This window comes from Flexivirga sp. B27, from assembly GCF_052905685.1.
In genome coordinates this window covers 449301-474363 of the sequence record NZ_JBPYUM010000002.1, presented here as the reverse complement: position 1 = coordinate 474363, position 25063 = coordinate 449301, and the positions used below count along the sequence as shown (strand labels likewise).

The window sequence follows — 25063 nt, the reverse complement described above, 5'->3', positions numbered from 1 at the left end:
CGTCAGATGACCGTCAGTGGGAGCAGCTTCTTGCCGGTGGGCCCGATCTGGATCTCGGTGTTCATCTGCGGGCACACGCCGCAGTCGTAGCAGGGCGTCCACCGGCAGTCGTCCAGCTCCCGCTCGTCGATCGCGTCCTGCCAGTCGTCCCAGAGCCAGTCCTTGTCCAGACCGGAGTCCAGATGGTCCCAGGGCAGGACTTCGTTCTCGTCCCGCTCACGCGTTGTGTACCACGCGACATCCACCGGCGATCCTTCGAAAGCCGTTGCCGCGCAGTCCATCCAGCGGTCGTAGCTGAAGTGCTCGCTCCATCCGTCGAAGCGGCCACCGTCGCGCCATACGGCCTCGATGACCGCACCGACCCGACGGTCGCCGCGGCTCAGCAGTCCTTCGACGATGCCCGGCTTGCCGTCGTGGTAGCGCATGCCGATCGAGGATCCGAGTCGGCGGTCGGACTTGATCGCGTCCTTCAGCTTGGCGAGCCGGACGTCGGTCTCCTCCGCGCCCAACTGGGCGGCCCACTGGAAGGGTGTGTGCGGCTTGGGCACGAAGCCGCCGATCGACACCGTGCAGCGAATGTCCTTGCGGCCGCTGACTTTCCGGCCCGTCTCGATGACCCGCTTGGCCAGATCGGCGATCTGCAGCACGTCCTCGTCGGTCTCGGTCGGCAAGCCGCACATGAAATAGAGCTTCACCTGACGCCAGCCCGCGGAGAAGGCAGCCGCGACGGTGTTGATCAGGTCTTCCTCGGACACCATCTTGTTGATGACCTTGCGGATGCGCTCGGAGCCGCCCTCCGGAGCGAAGGTCAGCCCGGACCGCCGGCCATTGCGGGTCAGCTCGTTCGCGAGGTCGATGTTGAACGCATCGACCCGGGTCGACGGCAGCGACAAGCCCGTCTGGCTACCTTCGTAGCGATCGGCGAGGCCCTTGGTGATGTCGCCGATCTCGGAGTGGTCGGCCGACGAGAGCGACAGCAGCCCGACTTCCTCGAAACCCGTTGCAGCCAAACCTTTCTCGACCATCTCACCGATGCCGGTGATCGACCGCTCGCGCACCGGGCGCGTGATCATGCCGGCCTGGCAGAAGCGGCAGCCACGGGTGCAGCCACGGAAGATCTCCACCGACATCCGCTCGTGCACCGTCTCGGCGAGCGGCACGAGCGGCTGTTTGGGGTAGGGCCATGCGTCCAGGTCCATCACGGTGTGCTTGGAGACGCGCCACGGCACGCCGTGTGCCGCCGGTGACGGGGCGACCCGTTTGATCCGGCCGTCCGGCAGGTAGTCGACGTCGTAGAACGCGGGGACATAGACGCCACCGGTGCGGGCCAGTCGCAGCAGGAGCTCGCGGCGGCCACCGGGCCTGCCCTCGGCCTTCCACGCCTTGATCAGGTCGGTGATCCGCAGCAACGCCTCCTCACCGTCGCCGATGACCGCGGCATCGATAAAGTCCGCGACCGGCTCCGGGTTGAACGCCGCATGCCCGCCGATCAGCACGATCGGGTCGTCGTCGGTGCGGTCCGCAGAATGCAGCGGTATGCCGGCGAGGTCGATCGCCGTGAGCATGTTGGTGTAGCCGAGCTCGGTCGACAGCGAGAAACCGAAGACGTCGAAATCACGCACCGCCCGATGCCCGTCGACGGTGAACTGCGGCACGCCGGCGTCGCGCATCGCGGCTTCCATGTCCGCCCACACCGAGTAGGAACGTTCGGCGATCGTGTCCGGGCGCTCGCCCAGCACCTCGTAGAGGATCATGACGCCCTGATTGGGCAGCCCGATCTCGTAGGCGTCGGGATACATGAGCGTCCAGCGGACCGTCAGCTCCTCGCCGTGCGGGCCGACGCCGCCGCAGTGCCAGTCCTTGACCTTCGAGTTGAGTTCGCCGCCGACATACTGGATCGGCTTGCTGACCTGCTCCAGCAACGGCTCGAGCTGCGCGAAGAGTGACTCACCTGCCATGCCGACAAGAGTATGGCGCGAGGGGCCCTCCACGGAACGCCACTGATCTGGTGACGGCCGTCAGATGGCCGCGGCCCGTCGCCAGACCCGACCAGGCAGGCAGATGACGCCGAAGCGCCGAGTGCACTACCCCGGCCGGGCCTATGCAGCGGAGCGGAGCGCTAGCGGAGTGCAGTGGAGTGAGACCGGCCGGGGTGGTGCGGGAGGCACACCCAAGGTGACCAACGGTGCTTGATCTCGATACGCCCACTCGTTCCTCGCGGGCTACTCGATCAGCGCCTTCAGTCGTACAGGCCGTCGAGGTCTTCCTGGAACTTGCGGATGACGACCTTGCGCTTCAGCTTCAGGCTCGGCGTGATCTCACCCTCCTCGACCGTGAGGTCACGTGGCAGGATGATGAACTTCTTGATCTGCTCCCAGCGGTTCAGGCCGAGGTTGAGCTCGTCGACATACCCCTGCACCATCTCGCGGGCAGCGTCGGAGGTCACGACCGTGTGGTAGTCGGCGCCCGACATGCCGTTGGCGGCGCCCCAGTCCATGATCGCTTCCTCGTCGAGCGTGACCAGTGCGGACACGAACTTGCGGCCGTCACCCTCCACCACGAACTGCGAGGCGTAGGGGCAGATGCCCTTGAACGTCGCCTCGATCAGGCTCGGCGCGACGTACTTGCCGTTGGAGGTCTTGAAGAGGTCCTTCTTGCGGTCGGTGATCTTCAGGTGCCCGGTGGGCAGCACCTCGCCGATGTCGCCGGTGTGGAACCATCCGTCGACCAACGTCTCCGCGGTCACGTCGTCCAGGCCTCGGTAGCCCTGCATGACGCCGGGGCCCTTCACCAGCACCTCGCCGTCGTCGGCGATCTTGATCTGCGTGCCGGGGATCGGCCAACCGCAGGTGCCGACCTTGTTGGCATAGGGACGGTTGACGCACGATGCCGCGGACGTCTCGGTCAGGCCGTAGCCCTCGAGGATCGGCATACCCATGGCGTCGAACCAGCGGGCGACGTCCTGGTTGAGCGCCGCGGAGCCGGAGATGAAGAAGCGCACCTGGCCGCCGAACCGCTCACGGATCTTGCCGAGGACGATCTTGTTGCCGATCGCATGCTGGGCGCTGACGATCGGGCTGACCTTCTCCCCCGCCGCGCGGGCCGTGGCCACCTTGCGGGCGTTGCCGCTGGCCCAGTCGAAGAGCTTCGCCTTGACGCCACCCTCGTCGGCCATCATCGTCGTGATCCGGCCGTAGACCTTCTCGAAGATGCGCGGCGCGGCGCCCATCCAGGTCGGCTGCACGGTCGGGAGGTTCTCGACGATCTTGTCGACGCGACCGTCGATCGCGGTCGGGAAACCGATCTGCAGCGGCAGGGTCAGCAGCACCTTGCCGAAGACGTGGGCCAAGGGCAGCCAGAGGTATTGCACGTCGTCCTCGCCGAGGATGTCGACCGAGTCGACGGCTGCTGCCTCGTAGGTCCACGCGTCGTGCGGCAGCCGCACTCCCTTGGGCCGGCCGGTCGTGCCGGAGGTGTAGATGAGCGTGGCGAGGGACTCCGGCTTGAGCTGCGCCATCCGCTCCTCGAGCGCACCCTCATGCTCACTGAGGTATTCCGCGCCGAGCTTCTCCAGCTCGGCCAGGCTGATCACCCAGTCACCGTCACCCGCTCCGTCGATCTGCACGACCTTCTGCACGTCGGGTATGACGTCACGGCCGCCACGCAGCTTGGTGACCTGCTCCTCATTTTCGGCGAAGACGACCTTGCTGCCCGAGTCGGAGGTGATGAACAGGACGTCGTCCGCCGTGGTCGACGGGTAGATCGTGGTGGTGGCGGCGGCACACAGCATGATCCCGAGGTCGGCCAGTGCCCACTCCAGGCGCGTCGCCGAGGCGACCGCGACACGGTCGCTCGGCTCCACGCCGAGTGATGCGAGACCGGCCGCGATGTGCCGGGCGCGCTCGTCCACCTGCTTCCAGGTGATCGAGTGCCACTGCTCCCCGACCGGGTAGCGGAAGGCTTCACGATCAGGGGTCTTGGCGACCCGGTCTACGAATAGGTGTGCCACCGAGGTGGCGCGACCTTCCACGACCTTCAGGTCGGGCTGCTCTTCACTCAGTGACATCGTCATGGCCGGAGCCTACCCGCCAGTTCGGCTCCGGGTCAGGGGGTGTCCAGAGAAGTTCGACAGATCTCGCGAGCCTGGTCGACATCCCTGCGCATCTGGGCGATCAGCGCGTCGATCGAGTTGAACTTGGTGTTGCCGCGCAGCCGGCGCAGAAACTCGATCCGGACCGTCTCGTCATACAGGTCCAGGTCGTCACGATCGAGCACGTAGGCCTCGACGGTGCGCTCCGGCACGTCATCGAACGTCGGATTGGTGCCGACCGAGATCGCCGCGGGCATCCGGCGCTCCGGGTCGTCGGGCGCCACACCTTCACGAACGAGCCAGCCGACATACACCCCGTCTGCGGGGACCATGCCTTCCGGGCGACGGCCGAGGTTTGCGGTGGGGAAGCCGAGCTCGCGGCCGCGCTGCAGGCCACGGACCACCACTCCGCGCACGTCGTGCAGGTGCCCGAGCGACCGTCCGGCCACGTCGACCGCGCCGTCGGCGAGCGCCGAGCGGATGTCGGTGGACGAGATGCGGTGGTGCTCACCGACGTCGGGCATCACCTCGACGGTGAAGCCGTAGCGGGCACCGAGCTCGCGCAGCGTGTGCACGTCACCGGCGTTCTTTGCTCCGAACCTGGTGTCGCCGCCCACGACGACCTCGACCGCGTGCAGGCCTTCGACGAAAACGTCCCGGACGAACTCCTCCGGCGTCATCGCCGCGAGTTCGTGGGTGAAGTCGAGCACGAGCACGGCGTCCAAGCCGGTCTCCGCGAGACGCTCCAAACGCGTCGTGGTGGAGGCGATCAGCTGCGGAGCCCGCTCGGGGTGCAGCACCTGCAGCGGGTGCGGGTCGAATGTCACCGCGCAGGATCGGACACTCCTGGCTGCAGCGCGATCGACGACCTCGCGCAGCAGCGCCGCGTGTCCCCGGTGCACGCCGTCGAAGTTGCCGATGGTGACCACGCATTCGCCGAAGTCGTCCGGGAGCTCGGTCAGATGGGAGAGGCGCAGCACGTTCGCAACTTTAGTGGAGCTTCTCCAGCTGCGACTCAGGGCCGGTCGTGGTGATGGCCGACGACCGGATGCGGGTGGCTGTGAGTCGTGATGTCGCCGTCCGCGGTGCGGTGCCGGTGGCGGTGTTGGTGCACGAGGTTCGTGGCGAGCAACAACTCCTGGTTGGCGAGTATGTCGCGCGGCGTGCCGCTGCGCAGCAGCCGATGCTCCTCGGAGAACACCAGGCACCTAGTCGCGATCTGCTCCAGCACATGTAGATCGTGCGTTGCGTGCACGATGGTCTTGCCGGACTCGTGCAACTGCACCAGCAGGTCGATCAGCCAGGACTGCGTGCGCGGGTCGAGGCCGGCAGTCGGCTCGTCGAAGAGCAGCACCTCGGGGTTCATCACCAGCACCGAGGCGATGGCGACCCGCTTCTTTTGGCCGCCGGACAGCTGGAACGGCGCCCGGTCGGCCAGGTCGCGTATGTCGAGCATCGCCAGCACGTCGTCGACCCGCCCCAGCGTCTCGTCCTGGCCCATGCCCAGCTGCAGGCAGCCGAACGCGACCTCCTCGCGGACCGTGGCCGAGAAGACCTGGGCGTCGGAGTTCTGGAAGACGAAGCCGACGCGGGAGCGGAATCCTGCGGCGAAGCCTTCGTCCTCGAGGTTGTCCTCGGTCACCTGCTCACCGAAGGCGTGCAGTGTGCCCGAGGTCGGGAAGACCAGGCCGTCGAGCACCTTGAGCAAGGTCGACTTGCCGCACCCGTTGGCGCCGAGCAGCGCCAGCATTTCGCCGCGCCGCACGTCGAAGGAGACATCGTCCAATGCGGGGAACTTGTCGAGGTAGGAGTATCCGATGCCCTTGCCGACGAAGACGGTGTCCCGGGTCGCATCCACCGGCGGTTCGCCGGGCTCGTGGGATCGCTCAGCTGCCAAGGAACCTGTCTCCTGCATAGATCACCAGACTCACGCACACGGCCACCAACAGTGCCACGACGTCGCCGCGCCCGATGCGCGGCTGGCTCAACGTGTAGGCCTCACCCCGGTAGCCGCGGGCGACCATCGCCTGGTGCACCTCTTCGGCCAGGTGACTCGCCTTGCCGACGACCGCGCCGGCCGTCGCCCCCACCGTCGCGCGTGCCCCGGCGTCGTGCTTGATCGTCGTGACCCGACGTGCCTTGCGCGACTCGTACATCTCGCTGACGGCGTCCAGCAGCAGGAAGATGTAGCGGTAGGCCATGTTGATGATGAGCACGAAGATCCGCGGCACCCCGAGTCCCCGCAGCCCACCGAGCAGCCGGGTCCACGGTGTGGTGACGGTCAGCAGCACCGCCAGCGAGACCGACACCGCAACGCGCGTGACGATCAGCGCAGCGGAGTTCAGTCCCTGCGACGTCAGGCCCTCCGGGTGCCCGTGCCAGGTCCACAACTGCACGACGACGTCGCCGTGGTTGACGACCGAGAACATCGCCGGGATCACCACGATCGCGGTGAAGACCGGGATGAACAGCCACACGCGCTTGATGAAGAACCCCAGCGGCACTCGGGACGCCCAAGCGACCAGCAATGTCAGGAGGTATGCCGCAAGCAGCGTCTCGACGTTGTGGGCCAGCCCGACTGCGATCAGCAACAGCACCATGCCCAGGATCTTGATGCGCGCGTCCAACCGCTGCAGCAGCCCCGGCAGCTTGGCGACGTCCTCGCTGAACATCACCTGCCGCATCAGGTCGGAGCTGCCGACGAGGGTCTTCTCCACGAACGAGACCTTGCTGCGCTTGCCGATGCAGCCGCACGGGCAGAGCCCGACCGGTTGCCGCAGCAACCAGTCGGGCGTGGTGATCTCGTCGGTGGTCACGAACTGGCTCGGCTGCCTTGCCGGACTCCGGTGTCATCGGTGCCGTTGGTGTCGCCGTTGCCGGGTCGGGCGCCCCATGCCCACTGGGCGAGTTTGCCCACGACGAAGACGCAGGCCGTGACGACGGCGATGCCGACGACCGCGGACAGGATGTAGGCCAGGTTGGCGTGGTCACCGCTGTTGAACCCGTAGTCGCCGAGCAGCGTGTGACTCCACATGCCGTTGTATTTGTCCAGGCCCGACGGCACTGCCTTGAGGCCGAGCTTCTTCAGGTCGAGATCGGCCGGCGCGTCCTCGCCGAACGCGCCGCCGGGGGCCAGCAGTCCGATCGGTGTCAGCACGACCAGCGCAGCCCCGACACCCAGGGCGACCTTCCCCGGAGTGAGCCGGCGGTGGGTGGCCGGTGCGGCGCCGTCGGCCGTGATCGGGACGCCGGGGTGGCCCGGGACCAGCCGGGTCACGTCCGCGCGTTGCAGGTAGGCGACGATCGCACCGGTGAGGATCAGCTCCGCGAGGCCGGCGATCGTCAGATGCGCGAGCATCATCGCCGGGATCGTCTTGCTCATGCTGTATGGCGCATACAGCGGGCTCCCGTCGGAGGCGGTGAACAAGTCCGGTTGGATGCCCAACTCGATGGCGGTCGCGAGCGCGGCCGCATTGATGCCGGCATACCCACCGATGCCGGCGGCCACCACCCGTCGACGACTCGTGAGTGGTGCGCGACCGGCGATCGCCCGGTAGACGCCGTAGCCCACGAAGGGCATCAGCACCGCCATGTTGAGGCAGTTGACGCCATAACTGAGCACACCGCCGTCACCGAACAACAGGGCCTGGAAGAGCAGTGCCACCGACACCGATATCACCGCGGCCCATGGGCCTAGGACAACTGCGACGACCACCCCTCCCACGGCATGCGCGGTCGTGCCGTCCGGGATCGGGATGTTGAACATCATGATGACGAAGCTCAGTGCGGCGAACACTGCGAGCGTCGGCACGTTGCGGGTCTTGACGACGTCGCGGATCTTGTGACTCGCCACCGCCCAGGCGGGCGCGACGGCGGCAAAGCCGACCGCACAGGTCACCGGACTCAGATATCCGTCCGGAATGTGCACGACGACTCCTGACTCTCGGGGGTGAAGGCGGGCCGCCCCGATAGAAGCGGGGGCGGCGCCGTGACCCGCCGAGCATATCCATCTCGACGCGACTGCGTCGCATCTGTGTCGCCCGTGCGGTCGGGCTACGCCGGGAAGACCACGCGCGACTTCGCCAGCGGTCCGGACTCGTCCAGCATCGCCACGAGCTCGCCCTTGCCGGTGATCGCAGCCGACACCTCGTGCCGGTCGGCTCCGGCGGGCAGTCGCTTGCCGTGGCGCAGGTCGATCGCTTCCTCGGCCGAGATCCGGCGCACCGGGAACTGCGCTGCTGCAGCCTCGCCCATCCCGATCACCGGCAGCGGCTCACCGCGCTCCTCCAGCGCGACCAGCTCGTCCAGCGGAGTGGTCTCCGCCAGCTCGAAGCGTCCCACCCGGGTCCGGCGCAGCGCCGTGAGGTGTCCGCCCACCCCGAGCGCGCTCCCCAGGTCGCGTGCGAGCGCCCGGACGTAGGTGCCCGAGGACACCTCCACCTCCACGTCGATGTCGACCAATACCCCTGTGTCGGAGTCGATTTCGCGTTGCCCATGGATGTCGAACCGACTGACCCGCACCGCACGTGGCTGCAGCTTCACCTCGTCGCCACCGCGCACCTTGGCGTAGGAGCGCACCCCGTCGACCTTGATCGCGCTGACCGAGCTGGGCACCTGCTGGATGTCTCCGCGCAGGTCGTCGACCGCTGCCGAGACGGCTTCGGTGGTCAGGCCGGCGGCGTCATACGCCTCGACGATGTCGCCCTCGGCGTCATCGGTGATCGTCGACTGCCCGAGGCGGATCGTCGCGGTGTAGGTCTTGTCGCAGCCGACGAGGTAGGTCAGCAGCTTGGTGGCCTTGTTGATGCCGAGCACCAGCACGCCGGTCGCCATCGGGTCCAGCGTGCCGGCATGACCGACCCGGCGGGTGTGCGCCAGGCGACGGCTGCGTGCGACGACGTCGTGGCTGGTCCAGCCGGCCGGCTTGTCGATGAGCAGCAGGCCGTCGGTGGTCATTCGGTGTCGTCGCCGCTGTTCTTGTAGGGGTCGGCGTCCCCGGCATACGAGGCGGAGGACTTGCTCCGGGCGAGTTCCTCGTCGCGCTCGCGCGCAGCCTTGAGCGCCTCCTCGATGTGCGCCGCACCCTCGGGGATGGCGTCCGGGATGAACTCCAGCGACGGCGTCAGGCGTATGCCGAGCCCCTTGCCGACGTGTGACCGGATCCGACCGCGCCAATCCTCAAGCGCTTCAGCGGTGTTCGTCCGCTCGTCGTCGGAGCCGAAGACGGTGTAGAAGATCGATGCGTGCTGCAGATCACCGGTGACCCGCACGTCGGTCACGGTGACGAAACCGAGCCGCTCGTCCTTGAGGCGGCGCTCGATGAAGTCGGCGACGAGAGTCTTGGTGCGCTCGGCGATCTTGCGGGCGCGTGCCGGGTCAGCCATGCGAGCCTCCTGAGCTGGTGCGGACGTGGTCGGGGCAACGCACCACCCTACGTTCACCCGTCCTTACGGGCCACGATGAGGTCCCGGTCGATCGACGCGTCGACCCGGTGCCGGAAGGCGTCTGCTTCGCCGTCCACCGGGGTGAGGCCGTGCTCGACGAGCAAGGTCGCCAGGTCCTGCCGCGGAGCGACGTGCCGGTTGTAGGACAGGCCGATCGCTCCGCCGGTGCGCAACAGCGGCTGCCACTGCGGGAGCGCGCGGCTCAGCAGGTCGAGCGGACTGCGGGCGAGCCGGTCACCGTGGGAGCCGTGCTGCACGCCGTACGGGGTGTCGGTGACGATGACGTCGACGCTGCGGGGCCGGATCAGCCCGTCGACGTCGGTGGTGTCGGTCGACAGGTAGGTCACGTGCTGGGTGCGGCCGGCCTTGTGGTCCTCCTTGGACGCCGCCACCTCGACCTGCAACTGCTTGCCTCGATTGCGCCCACTGGTGCGCAGGTTGGTCTCGTCGGCCGTGTGCTTGAGCCGGTGCTGACGCATCCAGGTCTTGATGAAGGCTGAATACGCTTGGAAATCCTTGCTGTCCAGGTCCACACCGGTCACGTCGAGGCCGAGCGACAGTGCGATGTTGAGAGTCGTGCCCCGGCCGCACATGGGGTCCAGCACCTGCAATGTGCCGTCCAGCAGCTTCTCCGGGCGACGGATCGCAGCCGCGGTCACATTGAGCAACAGCCGGGTCCACTGCTCGTTCGTCTTGCCCTGGTATTTCTGGATGGTCACCAGGTCACTGGCGTATGGCGCCCGCCGCTGCAGCGGCACCGGTGCCAGCAGGTCACCCTCCCGGCGGAAGATCCCGTATGCCGCCGACAAGGCGGACAGGATCTGCCGGCCCGTTTCGTCGAGGCGGTCGCCGGTCTGCACGGCCAGGTAGTCGACCCCGGCGATCCGGGTCGTCTCCACATCAGTGGCGGACAGTCCGAAACCACTTGTCATTGCACGGAGTTCGGACTCCGCGAGGCGCGGCGCGTCGGCGGCATACACACGGTTGGCCGACGGCGCGAGCAGGATCAGGTGTTGAGGCACAGCCGCCACGGTAGTCCGACCGGGTCAACGACCACGCGGGTCGGTCGCAGGGTCGGATGCCAGGTAGGCGCGTGGCGGCATACCGACCAGCGCGGAGAAGTCGCGCCCCATGTGGGACTGGTCGAACCAGCCCAGCTCGATGGCGAGTGCCGCAAGCGTCTCGTAGTCACCGGAGTGCAACCGGTCGATGGCCGCGTGCACGCGGGCCCGCGCGACCAGCCACTGCGGGCCGACCCCGATGTAGTGCCGGCAAAGGCGTTGCAGCGAGCGGAGATTGAGCCCGCAGCGCTCGGCGAGCTCGGCTGCGGACAGCGCCGGCGAGGACTCCTCGAGCGTGGCGGTCACAGCAGCGATGGCATCCAGTGCGTCCTCCGGCTCCCGGTCGTTGACCACGACCGACAGCAGGAAGTCCTCGAGCCGCGTGATCGCGTCGGTCTGCTCGGGCTTCAGATCGCGCAGGTAATCGACCCCCGGGAAGAGGTCCTCGGCCGGGACCACCCGGTCACGCCACTCGGTCGCAGCGATGCCGGTCAGTGCCGTGAGCGCGCCCGGCCGGAACTTCGTGCCGACGACACCCCCGGATCCGGTGAGCGCGACGTCGAAGCGGCTGCGACTGACCACGCCGGTGACGAAGACACCGGGGCCAGCTGCACCGTCGCGGGAGCAGCCGCCGAACTCGACGGTGAGGTTGCTCTGCGCGACCGGCACCAGCGACGTGCGGTAGGAGGTGCCGCTCGGCAGGCGCCACCGCACTGTCCAGTGGTGCTCGATCCACGGCTCCAGTGCGGGGTGACAGGACGGGCGGTCCAGGGTCGCGTGCTCGGCGAAACGTCGCGGATCCAGGATCACTCCGCGAGCTGTCGCGAATGTCCTAGTCGGCATACCTCGCAGCCTATGACGATGGCCGGACACACACATCCGACAACACGACACGTCTCGACACCTCGAGGAGATCCGCAGATGACCGACACCACCACGGCCCTGGCGACCATCGGCATGGTCAGCATCGACTGTGACGACGCCGCGGCGATGGCGAAGTTCTACGCAGCTGCGCTCGGCTGGGAGGTCGCCTACGAAGGCGACGGTTATGCGATGTTGCAGCACGGCGACCAGCGCCTCGGTTTCGGGCAGACGCCGGACTACCGGCGCCCCTCCTGGCCGGACGACGGCCACAAGCAGTTCCACCTGGACCTGGCGGCCGACGACGTCCCGCAGGCCTGCGATCGGCTCGTCGAGCTCGGCGCGACCAGGCCCGAGCAGCAGCCGGGCGGCGACAACTGGACGGTGCTGCTCGACCCGGCCGGCCACCCGATCTGCGTGACCAAGCTCGACAACTGGGTCTGACCACGGTCAACCGCGCGCGGGCTCAGTTGCCTCAGTTGTTGAAGTACGCCCGCTCCCGGGCACGCTGGTTCGGCGTGTTCAGATCCTCGTCCGCGGGCAGGAAGCTCGTCTGCCCCGGATGGGTCTCGCCATACAGCTCCTGCTCGTCGTCGACATACACGACGTCGAAACGCAGCACCTCCCCGCCCGCGAGCGGTCTGGTCAGCGGGAAGGTGACCCCCAGGCTCACGTCCTGCCACACCGAGGACTCCCCCGGCCCCAGGATCGAAGTGGCAACACCGTCGACGGTCACGTTGCGCACCTCGATGTCGCGACTCATCCGTGCATCGGTGCTCACGTGCACACCTGCCCCGCCGAGCGTCGGCTTCGGGCCGACGGACTTCATCTCGACCCGCGTCGGACGACGCAGGGTCGTCCCGTCCGTCCACTTCACGGTCTCCTGTGCGAGGCGGGTGGCGACGACACCCCAGATGTCAGCAGGACCCTTGTCCTCGAAACCCGCATATGCCACAACGTTGTTGGACGCATCGGCGTCCCCGGCCGGTGGCATCACCTCCCAGCGGGTGCCCGTCGGCGCGGTGACACCGTCGTTCGGATAGACCGCCTTGAACTCGTTGTCGACAATGACCCAGAAGCCGCTGTAACTGTCGGTGTTCGGCGGGATGTCGTCCGGGATCAGGAACGTCACCGTTGTCGAGTTGCCGTCCGAAACACGTTTGGTGATAGGGAGATTCTTCAGCTTGTTGTCCAGCCCGCCCTTCACCGAAGCGACCTCCCAGATCCGGTTGTCACACGTGAGGGACATCGGGAAACCGCCCGGAGCCACGGCACTTCCGTGATTGGCCACGACCCACGCCATGATCCCGCTGATCGAGTAGATGTGCGTGAAGTCGCCGTTGTAGGCGGTGATGCTGTCACCCATCTGAGGCGGATCGAGCGCGATGTCGAATCCCGCCGTGCTTGCCGAGGCCGCCGGTGCAGCCGCGGCGGTGAGGATCACCGGCGCCGCCCATGCGGACGCGACCACGCTCCGCCGCGCCGGACCACTGTGCGCTGCGCTGCGCTTGTTGTCGACCATCTTTTCGTGCCCTCCCACAGATCGCGTTGTCGGCGTCAGGCTGCCGACCGATGCTCCAAACAGACGGCGCCAGAACGCAGTTGGTTCCGTCATCGAATGCCGTGGTCGATGCGGCCGCCGATGCCGCAGTCGGGCCGGGCCGCGCGCACGACGGCATAGGCTGGCAGACATGCTCGCCGCGTATGCCGCCCGAATCGACCGCACCGATCCCCTCGCCGCACTGGAGGTGGGCGAGCGACCGGATCCGGCGGTGCCGGACGGCTGGTCGCGGGTGCACCTTCGGGCCGCCGCACTGAACCGGCACGACCTGTGGTCGCTGCAGGGTGTCGGCCTCAGCGACGACAAGCTGCCGATGATCCTCGGTTGCGACGGCGCGGGCGTGACCGATGACGGGCGAGACGTGATCCTGCACAGCGTCATACCGAGCCCGATCTGGACCGGTGAGGAGACGTTGGATCCGCGCCGGACACTGCTGTCGGAGAAACACGACGGCACCTTCGCCGAGCAGGTCGTGGTGCCCACCGCCAACCTGGTGACCAAGCCGGAGGCCATGCCGTGGTCCGTTGCCGGCTGCCTGTCCACGGCATGGCTGACGGCATACCGCATGCTCTTCAGCAATGCCGGAGTCTCCCCCGGTGACACGGTGCTGGTGCAGGGCGCCGGTGGCGGCGTCTCGACCGCGCTGGTGCAGCTCGGATCGGCGGCGGGGCTGCGGATGTGGGTCACGTCCCGCGACGAGCAGCGCGGCGCGCGGGCGGTCGACCTCGGCGCCGAGCGTGCCTTCGGCACCGGCGAGCGCCTGCCCGAGCGGGTCAACGCCGTGATGGAGTCGGTCGGTGCCGCGACCTGGAGTCACTCGGTCAATTCACTCAACCCCGGCGGCCGGATCGTCATCTGCGGCGCGACGTCGGGCGACGCACCGCAGAAGGCCGAGCTGACCAAGATCTTCTTCAAGCAGCTGCAGGTGATCGGCTCCACGATGGGTTCCATCACCGAGCTGCGCAGGCTCGTCGATTTCGTTGCCCGCGAAGGCATTTCGCCGGTCATCGACCAGGCGGTCCCGCTCGGTCAGGCTCGCGATGCGTTCACGCGGCTCGCCGCCGGGGACAGCTTCGGCAAGATCGTGCTGACGATGGGCGACTGACCTTCAGATGACGCCCGAGTCGCGGTGTTGCGCCGCCTGCTCGCGGACCTCCGGAGTCTGCATCTCTTCGGGCACCTGGGAAGCCATCTCCCACTTGTGGTGCACGGGGCATCGCTGAAACCTTTTGGCGCCCAAGCGGATCGCTTTGAACGACGCCAATGGGACCCACTTCGTCTCGTAGAACGCGCCACCGGAGCAGCGCACGACAGTCCACTCAGCCATGCAGGCATGCCAACACACGAGTCTCAACGCCGGCTGTGCGTGTCCTACCTGCCCAACTGACCCGCCGCGTCGGCGAGCAGTTCCACCACCCGAGCGCCGAAGGCCAGCCCCAGCGGGTGTTCGGCATCGGCGTCGACGGCAGCAGCGAGTTCCTCCGCGGCCGTCGTGAGCGACTCGACCGCGGTCGTCACCCGCTTCGACGCGGCACTGACACCTGCGTCACCCCACACCCGCATGTCCCAGGTGTATGCCGCCGGCGGCCCCCAGAGCGCGATCGTCGCAGTGCTCACCGGACCGTCCTCGTGGGTCAGCGTCAAATGCACCGTGTCTCCCGGACCCGCCACTGCCACAACGGATCTCACCGGTCCGAGGGCGGGGATCAGCGTGCCGAGCAGGTGCGGTCCGAGGTCCCAGAGGGCGCCCTCGCGCTGTCGCCACGGTGAGTCCTTGTAAGGGCTCTCCGGTCGCTGGTTGGCCGCGATCCACTCGGTCCACGACCCGCGCCATCCGTCTCCGGCCGCCAGGTCGTCCAGCCACGCGCGCGTTTCGGCGGCATACCTCGCGGTGAAGAAGACCACCGACCGCGAGCCGGACGCTTGCGCTGCATCGTGCAGCGCCCGGGCACTGTCAGCATCGAGGGCGACGGGCTTGTCGAGCAGCAGGTGGCGGCCGGCGCGTGCCGCATCGAGCGCGAGCGGCGCCTGGATGTCCGGCGGCACGGCATACGACACCGCGTCGACAGCCGCGAGGAGGTCTGCGTGGCTCGCAAAGGCCTCGACACCAAGGCTTTCCGCGAGGTCTGCGGTCTTCGCGGGGTCGCGCCCCCACACGCCGACCAGGTCCTGGCTCGATGCCTGTATGCCGGGCCCGTGCGTCTCGCGTGCCCAATATCCCGTTCCGACCAGTCCGAATCGCATGCCTCAGCCTGTCAGATCGAAATTCACTCTTCCCTGATATCACTCAATACTGATATACATCTTGGGTGCACGCATTCGATGTCCTGGGTGACCCGGTGCGCCGGCGACTCGTCGAGCTGCTGGCCGACGAGTCGCGCTCCGCGGGTGAGCTGACGGCGATCATCACGGCCGAGTTCGGCATCAGTCAGCCCGCCGTCTCCAATCACCTACGGGTGCTGCGTGATTCGGGGTTCGCCACGTCGAGCCGCGAAGGCTCGTTGCGCCGGTATGCCGTGGTGCCCGACCGGTTGGCGGAGGTCGACCGATGGGTGAGCCGCTATCGCAGCCTGTGGACCAACACCCTCGACGCACTGGACACCGAGCTGAAACGCGGGCGCCGTGCCAACCGTCAGCAAGACCGCCATCACCAGGAGTGAGAGCAGATGAGCACACCGAGCATTCAACGCACCCTGCAGGGCACGCCGGATCAACCGGTCCTCGTCTTCGAGCGCGAGTATGCCGCCGACGTCGCAGAGTTGTGGAGCGCCTGCACCGAGCCGGAGCGGGTGCAACGCTTCTTCGGGACCTTCAGCGGAGAGCCGCCGCAGGGCGTCGGTGCGCAGTTCCGGATCGACCTGGGCGGGGACGACGACGTCGCGGTCGGGACGGTGACCGACTGCGAGCCGATGCGGCTGATCGGCTACGACTGGTCCTGGCAGGGTGAGCAGTCCAGCCACGTGCAGGTCAGCTTCTCCCCCACCGACGGCGGCACCCGGCTGCGCATCGTGCACCGAATGGGCGAGCCCGACCACGCCGCCGGTTACGGCGGCGGCTGGGAGCAGATGATGGCCGCTCTCGGTGCCGAGACGGGCACCGAGAGCTACGACGACGCGGCATACCAACAGCTGGAACGCACCGCCGTCGGACAGTGGCGGCAGCTGCTCGGCGCAGCGCCTGCCGAACGCGACTGACGGCTCCCCCGCCGAGTGACGGTGCAATTGCACCGTCACTCGTCGAGGAAGCCGTCATTCAGTCCTTGCGACAAACCGTGCCCCGACCGGGGCCCCCGCGAAGTATCGGAGGGAGCCTGCGACCGGAGAACTTCGTGGGGTTCAGTCGCGGGGCTTCTCGCGCATCTCGTATGTCGCGATCAGGTCGCCGATCTGCAGGTCGTTGTAGGACCCGAGGTTGATGCCGCACTCGAAGCCCTCACGGACCTCGGTGACGTCGTCCTTGAAGCGCCGCAGGCCGGAGACCTCGACGTTCTCGGACACGACCTTGCCGTCGCGGGTGATCCGCGCCTTCGAGCCGCGCTTGATCTCGCCGGACCGGACGATCGAACCGGCGATGTTGCCGAACTTGCTGGACCGGAAGATCTCGCGGATCTCCGCGGTGCCGAGCTCGACCTCTTCGTACTCCGGCTTGAGCATGCCCTTGAGGGCCTGCTCGATCTCCTCGATGGCCTGGTAGATCACCGGGTAGTAGCGGATCTCGACGCCTTCCTTGTCGGCGTACTCGGCGTTCTGACCCTCGGCTCGCACGTTGAAGCCGATGATCACCGCGTCCGAGGCGACCGCAAGGTTGATGTTGTTCATCGTGATAGCGCCGACGCCACGGTCGATGATCCGCAGGTCCACGTCGTCGCCGACGTCGATCTGCAGCAGGGCGTCCTCGAGGGCTTCGACCGAACCGGACACGTCACCCTTGAGGATGAGGTTGAGGGTCTCGATCTTGCCGGCCTCGAGCTGCTGGTTGAGGTCCTCCAGGCTGATCCGCTTGCGGACCTTGGCCAGCGCGGCCTGCCGGTCGGCGGCCTCACGCTTCTCGGCGATCTGGCGGGCCGTGCGGTCGTCGGGAGCCACCACGAAGGTGTCACCCGCACGCGGCACCGACGCCAGACCGGTCACCTGGACCGGACGCGACGGGGTCGCCTCACGCACGTTGTTGCCGTGCTCGTCGAGCATCGCGCGGACGCGGCCGTGCGCCGTGCCGGCGACGATGCCGTCACCGACCCGCAGCGTGCCCTGCTGCACCAGCACCGTGGCCACCGCACCGCGACCGCGGTCCAGGTTGGCCTCGATCGCGACACCCTGGGCATCACGGTCGGGGTTGGCACGCAGGTCCAGAGCAGCGTCAGCGGTCAGCAGTACAGCCTCCAACAGCCCGTCGATGTTCTTGCCCTGCTTGGCAGAGACCTCGACGAACATCGTGTCGCCGCCGTACTCCTCGGCGATGAGGTTGTATTCGGTCAGCTGCTGCTTGACCTTGTCCGGGTTGGCCCCGTCGACGTCGATCTTGTTGATCGCCACGACGATCGGCAGGTCGGCCGCCTGCGCGTGGTTCAGCGCCTCCACCGTCTGCGGCATGACGCCGTCGTCGGCAGCGACCACCAGGATCGCGATGTCGGTGACCTTCGCACCACGTGCACGCATGGCGGTGAACGCCTCGTGACCCGGGGTGTCGATGAAGGTGATCGCGCGATCGTTGCCCTCGTGGTCGACGTGCACCTGGTAGGCACCGATGTGCTGGGTGATGCCGCCGGCCTCACCGGACTGCACGTCGGCGTGACGCACTGCGTCCAGCAAGCGGGTCTTACCGTGATCGACGTGACCCATGACGGTCACGACCGGCGGGCGAGGCTTGAGGTTCTCCTCGTCCTCGACGGCTTCGAGGTCGATGTTGAAGGAGTCGAAGAGAGCCTTCTCCTCCTCCTCCGGCGACACGATCTGGATGTCGTAACCCAGCTCGGCGCCGAGCAGCGAGAACGTGTCCTCGTCCAGCGACTGCGTGGCGGTGGCCATCTCACCGAGGTGGATGAGCACCGTCACCAGCGATGCCGGGTTGGCGTCGATGCGGTCGGCGAAGTCGGTGAGCGATGCACCGCGACGCATCCGCACGACGGTCGAGCCGTCACCGCGCGGGACGGTGACACCGCCGACCGACGGCGCCTGCATCTGCTCGAACTCTTGACGCTTCGCGCGCTTCGACTTGCGACCGCGGACCTTCCCGCCGCCGCGACCGAACGCACCAGCGGTGCCGCCACGACCCGGACCGCGACCACCCGGTCGACCGCCGAAGCCACCGCGGGGACCGCCGCCACCGGGGCCGCCGCGGCCACGGGCCGGACGCTCACCGGGACGAACAGCGGAGCGGTCGGGCATCATGCCCGGGTTGGGACGCGGGGCGCCCGGACGCGGAGCAGCCGGACGTGCGCCGCCGGCGCCACCTGGGCGCGGAGCACCCGGGCGCGGCCCTGCGGAGCCGCCCGAACCGCCACGGCCGGAGGCCGGGCGCGGCATACCTTGGCTGGAGGCGAAGGGGTTGTTGCCCGGACGTGCCGGACCGCCCGATCGCATGCCCTGGCTGGATGAGAACGGGTTGTTGCCCGGACGCGGAGCGCCCGGTCGCGGTGCACCGCCACGGCCTCCACCGGACCGCTGCTGCCGCTCGGGCCGCGGGCCCGGAGCCGTCGGACGCGGACCGGACTTGCGCGACGGCGGAGCGGCCGGGGTCGGCGCTTCGGGCTTGGCTGCCGGAGCCGGTGCCTCGGCCTTGGCAGCCGGTGCCTCGGTCTTCGCGGCCGGAGCCTCGGGCGCCGGTGCGGGCTTCGGACCCGGCTTCGGGCCGGGCCTGGGCGCAGCCTTCTTGGCCGGCGCCGCGGACGCCGAGGACTGCGCTGGGGTCGACGCAGCCGTGGACCGTGCAGTGGACGGTGCCGGCGTCGTGGTCGTCGATGTCGACTTGTCGGCGGTCGGCGGCGCGGGGACAGCCTTCTTCGCCGGAGCCTTCTTCGTGGTCGCTCCGTCACCGGCGCCAGCGCCGGCCGGAGGGTTTTCCTTGATCTTGCGGACTACCGGAGCCTCGATCGTCGAGCTCGCCGTCTTGACGAACTCGCCCTGCTCCTTCAGGTAGGCAAGCAGATCCTTGCTTGGCATTCCGAGCTCTTTCGCGAGCTCGTGAACCCGAACCTTAGCCACACTTCTCCTTGTCGGATTTGCGGCGGTCCGGGTCCGCCGGCCAGGTCAGCCGGGCAGCACGAACCGCCAGTTATGGGTGCTTCATCGCTGAGTACTCATCGGGTGCTCATCAGCGTCAAAACCCGCCTTCGGTAGTTGTTGCTCGCGCAGGCGTCGCCGCCCACGTGTCACAGTCCGCTCGTCATACAGGGTGTATGGCGAGCTCATTGCTCGGCGATCCGGTCCCGGACGCGCGCCAGGTCCACCCCATGGGTGATCCGCAACGCTCGAGGGAACGCTCGTCGCTGGACCGCCAAGTCCAGGCAGTCCAGCCGGGGGTGCAACCAGGCCCCTCGGCCCGGCAACCGGCCGCGCTCATCCGGGACCAGCAGCGAAACATCTGTCCGCGCCGCGTCATTCCCGGCGAGTGCGACCACCCGCAGCAATGCTGATCGTTCGTCGCGAGCCCGACACCCCACACACGTCCGCAGCCCGGCGTGCCGGGGAGCAGAATCAGGTGGGTTGCGGCGGTCTCGCGTGCGACCGCTCACCACCAGCCTACCGCAGTCAGTAGCTATCCCCGGCATCGCCGGGGGCGTCGGTGTCGGGTCGGATGTCGATCCGCCACCCGGTCAGCTTCGCGGCGAGGCGCGCGTTCTGGCCCTCTTTGCCGATCGCAAGACTGAGCTGGAAGTCCGGCACGACGACCCGTGCCGACCTGGCGTGATCGTCGATGATCTCGACCGACTCCACCCGGGACGGCGACAGCGCCGCCGCGATGAACTCTGCCGGGTCGTCGGAGAAGTCGACGATGTCGATCTTCTCGCCGCGCAGCTCGGTCATCACCGCACGGACCCGCGACCCCATCGGGCCGATGCAGGCTCCCTTGGCGTTGACGCCCTGCTGCTTGCCGCGCACGGCGATCTTGCTGCGGTGCCCCGCCTCGCGCGCCAGGGCGGACACCTCGACGGTGCCGTCCGCGATCTCGGGGACCTCGAGCGCGAAGAGCTTGCGGACCAGGTTGGGGTGCTTGCGGGACAGCAGGATCTGCGGGCCCTTGGGGCCGCGCTTGACGCTCACGACATAGGCACGCAGGCGCTCGCCGTGCACGTAGTGCTCCCCGGGGACCTGCTCGGCCGACGGCAACAGGCCCTCGACGGTGCCGAAGTCGACGTGCACCGCGTGCGGGTCGCTGGACTGCTGGATGACACCGGCGACGACGTCACCCTCGCGGCCACGGAAGTCGCCCAGGATCGCCTCGTCCTCGACGTCGCGCATGCGTTGCACGATGACCTGCCGTGCGGTCGCCGCCGCGACGCGACCGAAGTCGCTCGGGGTGTCGTCGAACTCGGGGCCCGGCTCGCCACGAACGCCCTCGTCGTCGACCGGAGCGTCCTCACGCGCCCACACCACGACATGGCCGGACTTGCGGTCCAGCTCGACGCGCGCGTTGCGGTAAGTGCCGTCCTCCCGGTGGTATGCCGTCAGCAGTGCCTGCTCGATCGCGGGCACGATCACGTCCATCGGGATGTCCCGCTCACGCTCCAGTGCGCGCAACGCGGCCATGTCGATGTCCATCAGTGGTCGTCTCCTTCTTCAGTCGCTGCTGCGGTTGAACTCGACCTGCACGGTGCCGCGCAGGCTGTCGTCATACGAGAAGGACTGCTCGCTCGTCGCGCCCTTGGTGCCGGCGACCGACAGGGTGAAGGAGTCCTCGTCCGCGCGGATGATGCGCCCGGTCACGGGTGCCTGCGCCGGTCCGGCGAGTTCCACCAGTCGGCCGACGTTGCGGCGGAAGTGTCGTGGCAGGGTCAGCGGACGCTCGGTGCCCGGCGAGCTCACCTCGAGCACGTAGGGCTGCTCCCCCATCGCGTCGGTCGCGTCGAGTCGCTCGCTGATGACCGGGGTGACCTGCGAGATCTCGTCCAGATCGAGCGGGGGCGTGGCGGCCGTCGGGTCGGCGTCGGCGGGAAGATCACGGTCGACCAGCACGCGGACCAGCCGACGCTTGCCGGCGGGCATGACGGTCACGTCCTCGACCAGGAGCTGCAGCGGGGCGAGGACCTCGGCGAGGTCGGCGGAAATGCGTGCCGTGCGGGCGGATTGCTTCTCGCTCATTCCTGACGCGCTCCTGCTGTTCTCGAGTGGAGTGATCAGCCTACAGGCACGGCGGTGCCGTTCCGGCCGAGCGCGACACGCAGTCGTGGGCCGGCCCTTGCGGCGAGCTTCGCCATCGGCAACACTGAACCTTATGGTTCAGCACGACCCTGCGGCGGTGTTCGCCGCGCTCGGTCACCCCCTGCGGATGCGGATGGTCACCGAGTGCTGCCGGGCACCGCGGACCACGTCCCAGTTGCAGCACGCGTGCGGGCAGATCTCGCTCCCCGGCACGCGCAAGCATCTGCAGGTGCTCGAGGACGCAGGACTGGTGCGCCGCAAGAAGGTCGGCCGCACCGTGTGGTGCACGGTCGTCCCGGGCGCCGTCGATCCGGCGCTGACCTATCTGCAGCAGGTGCGGGACTTCTGGACCATGCAACTCGACTCGATGGCAACAAGTCTGGGGAAATGATGAACGAGTTCACCTTGGAGCGCCGCGTCGGCGCGGACGCCGAGGCCGTATGGCGGGCGTGGACTACCCGGGAGGGCCTCGCGTCGTGGTGGTGGCCGCAGTTGCCGGACACGACATACGAGATCGATGCGCAGGTCGGTGGCACCTATCGCTTCGAGTCGAAGGACGCCGGGATAGGGGTCTTCGGCGAGTTCACGGTGGTCGACGAGCCGAGGCTGCTCGAGCTGACCTGGATCTGGATCGGCGGCGACGCCCAGGACGAGCCCGACCGGGTCCGGGTCGAGATGCGCCCGGACGAGGCGGGCACGACTGTCGTCGTCACGCACCGGGTCAACCACCACAGCGACCCCGGCGACGGGCTGCGTCAAGGATGGGGCGACGTACTCGACCGCCTCGCCCTGCTTGATGGCTAGCGCTCCCGATCTCGATACGTCGCTCGTCCCTCACGACACTCGATCAGCATGAGGGACACGTCGCTCGTCCCTCACGACACTCGATCAGCATGAGCTCAGATGCCGGTGGGCGCCAGGCCGCGGTCACGCAGGATCTTGCGCTCGATCGGTGCGAAGACACCGAGGTCGACGACGACACCGACGACGAGGATGAGGATCATCACGCAGATCACGGTCGGCATGTCGCTGAGGTTGCGACCGTTCTGCATGACCTGCCCGAGTCCGGTGCCGAGCTTCGGACTGTTGACGATGAGTTCGGCGCCCATGAGCGACCGCCAGCAGAACGCCCAACCCTGCTTCAGCCCAGTCAGGTAGGTCGGCAATGCGGCCGGCACCAGGACGTGCCGCACCAGCGACAACCCTCTGGCTCCGAGTACCGTGCCCGCGCGCCGCAGGATTGGCGGGGTCTGGTCCAGCCCGCCGATGAGTCCGTTGGCTATCGACGGCACGGCGCCGAGCAGGATCACGAAGTAGAGCGCGGACGGCTTCAGCCCGACGAGGAGTATGGCGAAGGGCACCCACGCGACCGACGGCATCGACTGCAGTGCGGACAGGATCGGGCGAAACCCCTTGCGCAGGAAGCTGATCTGACTGACCAGCAGTCCGAGCACGGTGCCGATGAGCAGCGCCAGCAGGAAGCCGCCGGCACCTCGGCGCAGGCTGGTCCAGGTGGCCGACCAGGCGGAGCCGTCGGTGATCATCCCCCACAGCTGATGGCCGACGGTCGCGGGCGACGGTATGACGTACTCCGGCTTGATCGCCAACGCCCAGACGGCCTGCCAGATCGCGATGAATGCACCGACCACGACCAGGGGCGCGACAACTGCCACCAGATCGACGCGGCGGCGCTCCGGGCGATGATCTTCCAGAGCGTCGAGCCCGTCGCTGATGCGGGCGAACTCCTGCGTGGCCCGGTCCTCCTCACGCACCGGCATGGCGGCCGATCTCCGTTCGCAGGGAGGCGGTGATCTCGGCCGCCAGCTCCATCACGGGCGCGTCCTCGAGGGACCGGGTGCTCGGCAGGTCGACGTCCCAGGTGCGCAACACCCGGCCGGGCCGCGACGACAACAGGACGACGCGCTGGCCGAGTCGGACCGCCTCGCGAACGTTGTGGGTCACGAAGACGACGCTGAGGTCGGTGTCCTGCCACAACTGGGTCATCTCCTCGTGCAGCACGTCACGCGTGATGGCATCGAGTGCCGCGAACGGCTCGTCCATCAGCAACAGGTGTGAACCCTGAGCGAGACTGCGGGCCAACGCGATCCGCTGGCGTTGCCCTCCGGAGAGCTCGTGCACGCGCCGGTCACCGGCGGCGCCGAGACGGACCAGGTCGAGCAGCTGCTGCGCGCGCTCGGAGCGCTCGGAGCGCCGGGTGCCACCGAGCTTGAGCGCGAGCTCGATGTTGCCCCGTGCGGTGAGCCAGGGGAACAGCGCGGACTCCTGGAACATCAGTGCCGGACGCTCGGTGGTCTCGACCGTGCCGGACGTCGGCCGGTCCAGTCCCGCGATCAGTTGCAGCAGCGTGGATTTGCCGCACCCGGATGCTCCGACCACGGTCACGAACTCGCCGGGCGCCACGCTCAGGTCCACGCCGTCGAGCGCGGTCACCACCTGGTCGCGCTGACGGAACTCCTTGCGCAGGGAACGTATCTCGACCCGAGGGGCCGGCGACGTCCGTCGGTCGGGGCGCTCCAGTGTCAGGGTGCTGGTCATTGCTACTCCTGTCCCAGGCCGGCATCCGAAACTGTCTGCAAACCCTGCGCTTTCAGCACGCTGTTGACGATCGACAGGTCGTAGATGCCGTGCAGGTCGGTCTTCTTCAGCAGTCCGATCGACTCCGCGTGCTGCGCTGTGCCGTGCAGCGACGCGGCATACGGGTTCCAGCCGGGCGTGAGGTTCCGCAGAGCGGCTGCGGTCACCCCGGTCGGCAGCGCCTTCCCGTTCAGTTTCGTCAGCGCTGCGTCGATCCGCTTCGCCGAGCCGGTCGGGTCCTGCGTGATCCGCTGAGCGGTCTTGACCTGCCCGGCGATCAGGGCGCGCACGGTCTGTGGGTGTTCCGCCAAGAACTTCGTCGAGACCAGCAGGTTGGTGGTGACGAATCGTCCCTTCGGCCACTGGCTCTTCTCGTCGACCAGCACCTTGCCGCCGCCCTGCTTCACCAGGCGGGTGGCCCAGGGCTCGGGCAGCCACGCACCGTCGATGCGGCCTTCTCGGAACAGCTGCAGGCTCTGGGCGTTGTCCTGTGCGACGACGTCGACCTTCTTCGAGCCGCTGCCGTTGCCATCACCGTTGACACTGAACCCGTTCTTCTTCAGGAAGTACTTGAGCGCAACATCCTGGGTGTTCGCCAATTGCGGTGAGGCCAGTGTCTTTCCGGCCAACTGGGCGACCGACTTGATGCCCGGTCTCACGACCAGCGCGGCTCCGCCCGAGGCACCGCCGGCGACGATGCGCACATCCTTGCCGCCGGTCTTGGCGAAGGCATTGATCGCCGGGTTCGGGCCGAGGTAGACGGCGTCGACCGAGCCGCCCAGCAACGCCTCGGTGGCTGCCGGACCTGCGTTGAACGTCTGGGTGGTCAGCTTCGTCGCACCCAGTTCTTCGGCGAACTCACCGTCCGCGACACCGAGGACCGGCACCGCGTGCGTGACGTTCGGGAAGTAGCCGAGACGCAGTGTCTTCGCCGGTGAGCCGCCACCGGAAGCCGACGACGGGGTGCCTGCCGCATCGGCCCTTCGCGAGCAGCCGCTGAGCGACGCGATCGCGAGCGCAGCGATGACGGGCACGGTGAGGACACTCACCTTGCGGGTGGGTTTCATGTTGGAAGTCCTTGGAATAGTGGGATT

The 25063-nt window shown here is 68.1% G+C and carries 26 protein-coding genes; 6 read left to right on the top strand and 20 right to left on the bottom strand.

From position 1 onward, the window contains the following. Positions 1-2: 2 nt before the first annotated feature. The 10 genes from ACSZL9_RS11080 to ACSZL9_RS11035 form a co-directional block, all read right to left on the bottom strand. Positions 3-1958 carry a TIGR03960 family B12-binding radical SAM protein gene (locus tag ACSZL9_RS11080; protein ID WP_446665551.1) on the bottom strand — a complete coding sequence of 652 codons (1956 nt, stop codon included), beginning with the start codon at positions 1956-1958 and terminating at the stop codon, positions 3-5. Between the two features lie 281 nt (positions 1959-2239). Then, positions 2240-4072: an AMP-dependent synthetase/ligase gene (locus tag ACSZL9_RS11075; protein WP_446665550.1), complete on the bottom strand. Its 1833-nt coding sequence runs from the start codon at positions 4070-4072 to the stop codon at positions 2240-2242. Between the two features lie 32 nt (positions 4073-4104). Beyond that, a complete protein-coding gene (locus ACSZL9_RS11070; RefSeq protein ID WP_446665549.1) occupies positions 4105-5070 on the bottom strand; it encodes a bifunctional riboflavin kinase/FAD synthetase in 966 nt (321 codons plus the stop codon). A gap of 35 nt (positions 5071-5105) precedes the next feature. Next, positions 5106-5987 (bottom strand): energy-coupling factor ABC transporter ATP-binding protein, encoded by an 882-nt coding sequence (locus ACSZL9_RS11065; RefSeq protein WP_446665548.1) that lies wholly within the window; start codon positions 5985-5987, stop codon positions 5106-5108. Then, complete coding sequence (gene cbiQ, locus ACSZL9_RS11060; RefSeq protein WP_446665547.1) at positions 5977-6906, bottom strand: cobalt ECF transporter T component CbiQ; 930 nt, start codon at positions 6904-6906, stop codon at positions 5977-5979. The genes ACSZL9_RS11065 and cbiQ overlap by 11 nt, the downstream gene beginning before the upstream one ends. Continuing rightward, positions 6903-8018, bottom strand: coding sequence for a cobalt transporter CbiM (gene cbiM, locus ACSZL9_RS11055; protein ID WP_446665546.1), 1116 nt, complete (start codon positions 8016-8018; stop codon positions 6903-6905). Before cbiM ends, cbiQ begins: the two co-directional genes overlap by 4 nt. 125 nt (positions 8019-8143) lie before the next feature. Continuing rightward, positions 8144-9046 carry a tRNA pseudouridine(55) synthase TruB gene (gene truB / locus ACSZL9_RS11050; RefSeq protein ID WP_446665545.1) on the bottom strand — a complete coding sequence of 301 codons (903 nt, stop codon included), beginning with the start codon at positions 9044-9046 and terminating at the stop codon, positions 8144-8146. Next, positions 9043-9474 (bottom strand): 30S ribosome-binding factor RbfA, encoded by a 432-nt coding sequence (rbfA, locus tag ACSZL9_RS11045; RefSeq protein WP_446665544.1) that lies wholly within the window; start codon positions 9472-9474, stop codon positions 9043-9045. Before rbfA ends, truB begins: the two co-directional genes overlap by 4 nt. Before the next feature lie 53 nt (positions 9475-9527). Further along, positions 9528-10556, bottom strand: coding sequence for a TRM11 family SAM-dependent methyltransferase (locus ACSZL9_RS11040; RefSeq protein ID WP_446665543.1), 1029 nt, complete (start codon positions 10554-10556; stop codon positions 9528-9530). Positions 10557-10580: 24 nt separating this feature from the next. Beyond that, positions 10581-11438: an AraC family transcriptional regulator gene (locus ACSZL9_RS11035; protein ID WP_446665542.1), complete on the bottom strand. Its 858-nt coding sequence runs from the start codon at positions 11436-11438 to the stop codon at positions 10581-10583. 78 nt (positions 11439-11516) lie between these two features. On the opposite strand from ACSZL9_RS11035, the gene ACSZL9_RS11030 reads away from it, so the two are divergent. Then, on the top strand, positions 11517-11900 hold the full coding sequence (locus ACSZL9_RS11030) for a VOC family protein (protein WP_446665541.1): 384 nt from the start codon (positions 11517-11519) through the stop codon (positions 11898-11900). Between the two features lie 31 nt (positions 11901-11931). Here ACSZL9_RS11030 and ACSZL9_RS11025 read toward each other — a convergent pair whose 3' ends face one another. Next, positions 11932-12978: a hypothetical protein gene (locus ACSZL9_RS11025; protein WP_446665540.1), complete on the bottom strand. Its 1047-nt coding sequence runs from the start codon at positions 12976-12978 to the stop codon at positions 11932-11934. Positions 12979-13147: 169 nt separating this feature from the next. Between ACSZL9_RS11025 and ACSZL9_RS11020 the strand changes: the two genes are divergently transcribed. Continuing rightward, the gene (locus ACSZL9_RS11020) at positions 13148-14122 is read left to right on the top strand and encodes a zinc-binding dehydrogenase (protein ID WP_446665539.1); all 975 of its coding nucleotides are present in this window, start codon (positions 13148-13150) and stop codon (positions 14120-14122) included. A gap of 3 nt (positions 14123-14125) precedes the next feature. Here the strand turns inward: ACSZL9_RS11020 and ACSZL9_RS11015 are convergent, their stop codons facing one another. Both ACSZL9_RS11015 and ACSZL9_RS11010 read right to left on the bottom strand, forming a co-directional pair. Beyond that, a complete protein-coding gene (locus tag ACSZL9_RS11015) occupies positions 14126-14344 on the bottom strand; it encodes a hypothetical protein (protein WP_446665538.1) in 219 nt (72 codons plus the stop codon). Between the two features lie 44 nt (positions 14345-14388). After that, positions 14389-15261, bottom strand: a complete 873-nt coding sequence (locus ACSZL9_RS11010) for a Gfo/Idh/MocA family protein (RefSeq protein WP_446665537.1) — start codon at positions 15259-15261, stop codon at positions 14389-14391. Positions 15262-15326: 65 nt separating this feature from the next. Here ACSZL9_RS11010 and ACSZL9_RS11005 point away from each other — a divergent pair, with 65 nt between their 5' ends. Both ACSZL9_RS11005 and ACSZL9_RS11000 read left to right on the top strand, forming a co-directional pair. After that, entirely contained in the window at positions 15327-15677 is a 351-nt protein-coding gene (locus tag ACSZL9_RS11005) for an ArsR/SmtB family transcription factor (RefSeq protein ID WP_446665536.1), read from the top strand. A gap of 6 nt (positions 15678-15683) precedes the next feature. Then, entirely contained in the window at positions 15684-16211 is a 528-nt protein-coding gene (locus ACSZL9_RS11000; protein WP_446665535.1) for an SRPBCC domain-containing protein, read from the top strand. A 141-nt stretch (positions 16212-16352) separates the two neighbouring features. Here ACSZL9_RS11000 and infB read toward each other — a convergent pair whose 3' ends face one another. From infB to rimP, 4 genes are all read right to left on the bottom strand, one after another. Beyond that, entirely contained in the window at positions 16353-19217 is a 2865-nt protein-coding gene (gene infB / locus ACSZL9_RS10995; protein WP_446665534.1) for a translation initiation factor IF-2, read from the bottom strand. 203 nt (positions 19218-19420) lie between these two features. Beyond that, entirely contained in the window at positions 19421-19783 is a 363-nt protein-coding gene (locus tag ACSZL9_RS10990) for a YlxR family protein (RefSeq protein ID WP_446665533.1), read from the bottom strand. After that, on the bottom strand, positions 19764-20774 hold the full coding sequence (gene nusA, locus ACSZL9_RS10985; protein ID WP_446665532.1) for a transcription termination factor NusA: 1011 nt from the start codon (positions 20772-20774) through the stop codon (positions 19764-19766). The genes ACSZL9_RS10990 and nusA overlap by 20 nt, the downstream gene beginning before the upstream one ends. Before the next feature lie 18 nt (positions 20775-20792). Further along, positions 20793-21314, bottom strand: coding sequence for a ribosome maturation factor RimP (rimP, locus tag ACSZL9_RS10980; RefSeq protein ID WP_446665531.1), 522 nt, complete (start codon positions 21312-21314; stop codon positions 20793-20795). Positions 21315-21447: 133 nt separating this feature from the next. Here rimP and ACSZL9_RS10975 point away from each other — a divergent pair, with 133 nt between their 5' ends. Together ACSZL9_RS10975 and ACSZL9_RS10970 are read left to right on the top strand one after the other, a co-directional pair. Further along, a complete protein-coding gene (locus ACSZL9_RS10975) occupies positions 21448-21765 on the top strand; it encodes an ArsR/SmtB family transcription factor (RefSeq protein ID WP_446665530.1) in 318 nt (105 codons plus the stop codon). Continuing rightward, the gene (locus tag ACSZL9_RS10970) at positions 21762-22178 is read left to right on the top strand and encodes an SRPBCC family protein (protein WP_446665529.1); all 417 of its coding nucleotides are present in this window, start codon (positions 21762-21764) and stop codon (positions 22176-22178) included. Before ACSZL9_RS10975 ends, ACSZL9_RS10970 begins: the two co-directional genes overlap by 4 nt. Before the next feature lie 95 nt (positions 22179-22273). Here ACSZL9_RS10970 and ACSZL9_RS10965 read toward each other — a convergent pair whose 3' ends face one another. Genes ACSZL9_RS10965 through ACSZL9_RS10955 form a run of 3 tightly spaced genes read right to left on the bottom strand, consistent with a single transcriptional unit; the run spans position 22274 to position 25036 of the window. Continuing rightward, on the bottom strand, positions 22274-23152 hold the full coding sequence (locus tag ACSZL9_RS10965) for an ABC transporter permease (protein ID WP_446665528.1): 879 nt from the start codon (positions 23150-23152) through the stop codon (positions 22274-22276). Next, entirely contained in the window at positions 23139-23930 is a 792-nt protein-coding gene (locus ACSZL9_RS10960) for an ABC transporter ATP-binding protein (protein WP_446665527.1), read from the bottom strand. Before ACSZL9_RS10960 ends, ACSZL9_RS10965 begins: the two co-directional genes overlap by 14 nt. A 2-nt stretch (positions 23931-23932) precedes the next feature. After that, complete coding sequence (locus ACSZL9_RS10955; RefSeq protein ID WP_446665526.1) at positions 23933-25036, bottom strand: ABC transporter substrate-binding protein; 1104 nt, start codon at positions 25034-25036, stop codon at positions 23933-23935. Between the last annotated feature and the right edge of the window lie 27 nt (positions 25037-25063).

Coding starts and splice junctions, on each gene's coding strand:
- ACSZL9_RS11080 (WP_446665551.1), bottom strand. CDS start 1,958: ATGGCAGGTGAGTCACTCTTCGCGCAGCTCGAGCCGTTGCTGGAGCAG.
- ACSZL9_RS11075 (WP_446665550.1), bottom strand. CDS start 4,072: ATGACGATGTCACTGAGTGAAGAGCAGCCCGACCTGAAGGTCGTGGAA.
- truB (WP_446665545.1), bottom strand. CDS start 9,046: ATGACCACCGACGGCCTGCTGCTCATCGACAAGCCGGCCGGCTGGACC.
- rbfA (WP_446665544.1), bottom strand. CDS start 9,474: ATGGCTGACCCGGCACGCGCCCGCAAGATCGCCGAGCGCACCAAGACT.
- ACSZL9_RS11035 (WP_446665542.1), bottom strand. CDS start 11,438: ATGCCGACTAGGACATTCGCGACAGCTCGCGGAGTGATCCTGGATCCG.
- ACSZL9_RS11030 (WP_446665541.1), top strand. CDS start 11,517: ATGACCGACACCACCACGGCCCTGGCGACCATCGGCATGGTCAGCATC.
- ACSZL9_RS11025 (WP_446665540.1), bottom strand. CDS start 12,978: ATGGTCGACAACAAGCGCAGCGCAGCGCACAGTGGTCCGGCGCGGCGG.
- ACSZL9_RS11020 (WP_446665539.1), top strand. CDS start 13,148: ATGCTCGCCGCGTATGCCGCCCGAATCGACCGCACCGATCCCCTCGCC.
- ACSZL9_RS11015 (WP_446665538.1), bottom strand. CDS start 14,344: ATGGCTGAGTGGACTGTCGTGCGCTGCTCCGGTGGCGCGTTCTACGAG.
- ACSZL9_RS11010 (WP_446665537.1), bottom strand. CDS start 15,261: ATGCGATTCGGACTGGTCGGAACGGGATATTGGGCACGCGAGACGCAC.
- ACSZL9_RS11000 (WP_446665535.1), top strand. CDS start 15,684: ATGAGCACACCGAGCATTCAACGCACCCTGCAGGGCACGCCGGATCAA.
- ACSZL9_RS10990 (WP_446665533.1), bottom strand. CDS start 19,783: ATGCCGGGGATAGCTACTGACTGCGGTAGGCTGGTGGTGAGCGGTCGC.
- nusA (WP_446665532.1), bottom strand. CDS start 20,774: ATGGACATCGACATGGCCGCGTTGCGCGCACTGGAGCGTGAGCGGGAC.
- rimP (WP_446665531.1), bottom strand. CDS start 21,314: ATGAGCGAGAAGCAATCCGCCCGCACGGCACGCATTTCCGCCGACCTC.
- ACSZL9_RS10975 (WP_446665530.1), top strand. CDS start 21,448: ATGGTTCAGCACGACCCTGCGGCGGTGTTCGCCGCGCTCGGTCACCCC.
- ACSZL9_RS10970 (WP_446665529.1), top strand. CDS start 21,762: ATGATGAACGAGTTCACCTTGGAGCGCCGCGTCGGCGCGGACGCCGAG.
- ACSZL9_RS10965 (WP_446665528.1), bottom strand. CDS start 23,152: ATGCCGGTGCGTGAGGAGGACCGGGCCACGCAGGAGTTCGCCCGCATC.
- ACSZL9_RS10960 (WP_446665527.1), bottom strand. CDS start 23,930: ATGACCAGCACCCTGACACTGGAGCGCCCCGACCGACGGACGTCGCCG.
- ACSZL9_RS10955 (WP_446665526.1), bottom strand. CDS start 25,036: ATGAAACCCACCCGCAAGGTGAGTGTCCTCACCGTGCCCGTCATCGCT.